3 protein-coding genes are annotated in these 2,470 nt (G+C 68.3%); all 3 read left to right on the forward strand.

Going from position 1 to position 2,470, the window contains the following annotated elements:
* Positions 1–126 precede the first annotated feature (126 nt).
* Positions 127–417, forward strand: a complete 291-nt coding sequence (locus D7Y13_RS40790) for a hypothetical protein (RefSeq protein ID WP_120538391.1) — start codon at positions 127–129, stop codon at positions 415–417.
* 7 nt (positions 418–424) lie between these two features.
* Positions 425–751, forward strand: a complete 327-nt coding sequence (locus D7Y13_RS40795) for a hypothetical protein (protein WP_120538390.1) — start codon at positions 425–427, stop codon at positions 749–751.
* 389 nt (positions 752–1,140) lie between these two features.
* Positions 1,141–2,470 (forward strand): serine/threonine-protein kinase (locus D7Y13_RS40800; RefSeq protein ID WP_244222459.1); only part of this gene is annotated, 1,330 nt, incomplete at its 3' end.

Here is a 2,470-nt window from a genome sequence, read left to right on the forward strand (position 1 = left end):
CCCCGGGGCTTCAGGATCGTCCCCTTCCGACCCGGAGTTTTTTTCAGCCCCAAACATTCCGCCCCCCGCCAACCCCCTGAAAACACAGACCTGTTGCAAGGTACGGTTCTGGCAAAGGTTCTCAGCATGACCTTGGCCAGCCCCTCCAGTGTTTCTCCCGGAATGCAGGCCTTCACGGTGCTTATCGTCCGAGGCGTGCAATCCACTGTGGACGGGCTTTCGCCGGAGGTCCGGCGGGCGGTGCTGGCGGAGCTGTTCCGGATGGGCGCGGACGCGAGCCGGGAGCACTCGGACCGCGCGCCCTGCCTTCCCTACACCCTGCGCCTGGACGTGGCGGACTGCCGGATGCTCGTGGAGTTGGATCCGACGCGCACCCGGCTGTCGCTGACAGGCCTCACCCGGCCCCGGCCGCACTAGAGGGCATGTGAACGAGCGGTGGAACCCAGGGCAGCCGGTCCCCCGGCGCGCGGGCTACGAGGAGAGCTGGGAGCTCACGTACCGCGTGGAGCAGCTCCGGGAGCTGGTGGGACAGGAACTGCGCCTGGACCCCGAGCTCGGCGACGAGCTGGAGGACACCCTGGCCCGGCTGGTCCAGCGCAACCTGCGCCTGCGCGGCCTGCAGCGCATGGTGTCCGCTGAACGCGAGCCGGAGGACCTGGCCATGTTCCGCGACGCGCTGGAGGACCTGGACCGGCAGCTGCTCCAGGACCTGCCCGGCCTGCTGGACCGCCTGCGTGCCACGCTCCTGTAGCGGATGCAGCCTGTAGCGGAGGCCCGCGGGACGTCTCCTCCCCACGCGAAGGCACAGGCCCCGTCTTCTTCAACCAGTCTATTTGTAGTGTTGATCAACTGGTGGAAGCAGTAGGCGGCGCGGAGTTGGGGACAAGTCAGCAACCCCGTGGATTCATACAGGAATCGGCGATCTGCTACATGTGGGCAAGTTGCCGGTTTTCCCCCGGCATCCACAGCCCCGGGATTCGCCGGCCGGTTGTCCACAGCCCGCCCCCTGTCGTCCACAGCTCATCCACAGGGACCTGGGGGGCATGCGGGCCCACCCCAAGTGGGTCTCCACCTGGACGGAACGTCCCCGGCAGCAACAGCCCTGTTATGGTCCGCGGGCGATTTTTTCCGTTTCTCTTGATGCGGGCGCGCCGGTCCGGGGCGCTGGAGGATGACCTCATCGATTTCCATCGGGGCGAGCGCATCGGGAAGTACGAGGTGCTCACGCAGTTGACCGTGGGCGGCATGGCGGAGCTGTTCCTGGGCTACACGTCCGGCCCGGGCGGCTTCCGCAAGTACGTGGTCATCAAGCGCATCCTCCCGGACGCGCGTTCGAATGAGCAGTTCGTCCGCATGTTCCTGGACGAAGCGCGCATCACCGCGGCCTTCAACCACCCGAACATCGCGCAGGTGTTCGACCTGGGGGAGGAGGACGACGGGCTCTACCTGGCCATGGAGTTCATCGGCGGGCAGAACCTCAACCAGGTGACCAGCGCGTGCCTCAAGAAGCGCCAGCCGGTGCCGCTGGGCTTCACGCTGTCGGTGGCGCGCGACGTCTGCCTCGCGCTGCACTACGCGCACACCTTCACGTCGCCCGGCGGCCAGCCCAGCCCCGTCATCCACCGCGACGTGGCGCAGAAGAACATCATGGTGACGTACGACGGCACCGTGAAGCTGCTCGACTTCGGCATCGCCAAGGCGAAGAACAGCCTGGAGCGCACGCACGTGGGCACGGTGAAGGGCACCACCGGCTACATGTCCCCGGAGCAGGTGCGCGGCGATCCGCTGGATGGCAGAAGCGACCTGTTCTCCGTGGGCGTGGTGCTGCACGAGCTCATCACCGGCGAGCGGCTGTTCGCCGGCAAGACCGAGCGCGATGAGATGGTGAAGATCCTCGAGGACTCCATCCCGTGGCCCTCCGTGCTGCTGCCGCACATCTCCGAGGACATCTCCCGCGTGGTGATGCGCGCCCTGGAGCGCAACGTGGATCGCCGGTACGCGTCCGGCCGGGACATGGCGCGCGCCATCGAGAAGGCGGCCGGCACCAAGCTGATGGACGCCGAGCAGCGCGCGGCCCTGATGAAGGGCCTCTTCTCCGAACGCATGGCCGCCACGCGCTCGCTCCTGGACAGCGCGGACGTGACGACGAGCAGCCAGGTGATGGCGTCGGCGAAGCGCGCGCTGCAGAAGGATGACGGCCCCTACCTGCCGGAGCGCAAGGCGGACGCCCTGAGCGTCGTGGAGGCGCGCAAGAAGGCGGAGGTCGCGCGGCTGCGGGCGGACGAGGCCTCCAGCGCGGACACCGCGCCCCCGGTGAAGCGCTCGAAGCTGGGCGCGGTGTGGGCCCTGATGGTGCTGGGGGTGCTCATGGGCGGGGCCTACGGGGCCTTCCGGCTCACGAAGCTGCTGGAGAGCGAGGAGCCCCTCACGCCCGTCGTCGCGGGCCCCATGGTGGCCATCCCCATTCCGC

It is taken from the genome of Corallococcus praedator (genome assembly GCF_003612125.1).
Taxonomy (GTDB): Bacteria; Myxococcota; Myxococcia; order Myxococcales; family Myxococcaceae; genus Corallococcus; species Corallococcus praedator.

Coding starts and splice junctions, on each gene's coding strand:
- D7Y13_RS40790 (WP_120538391.1), top strand. CDS start 127: ATGACCTTGGCCAGCCCCTCCAGTGTTTCTCCCGGAATGCAGGCCTTC.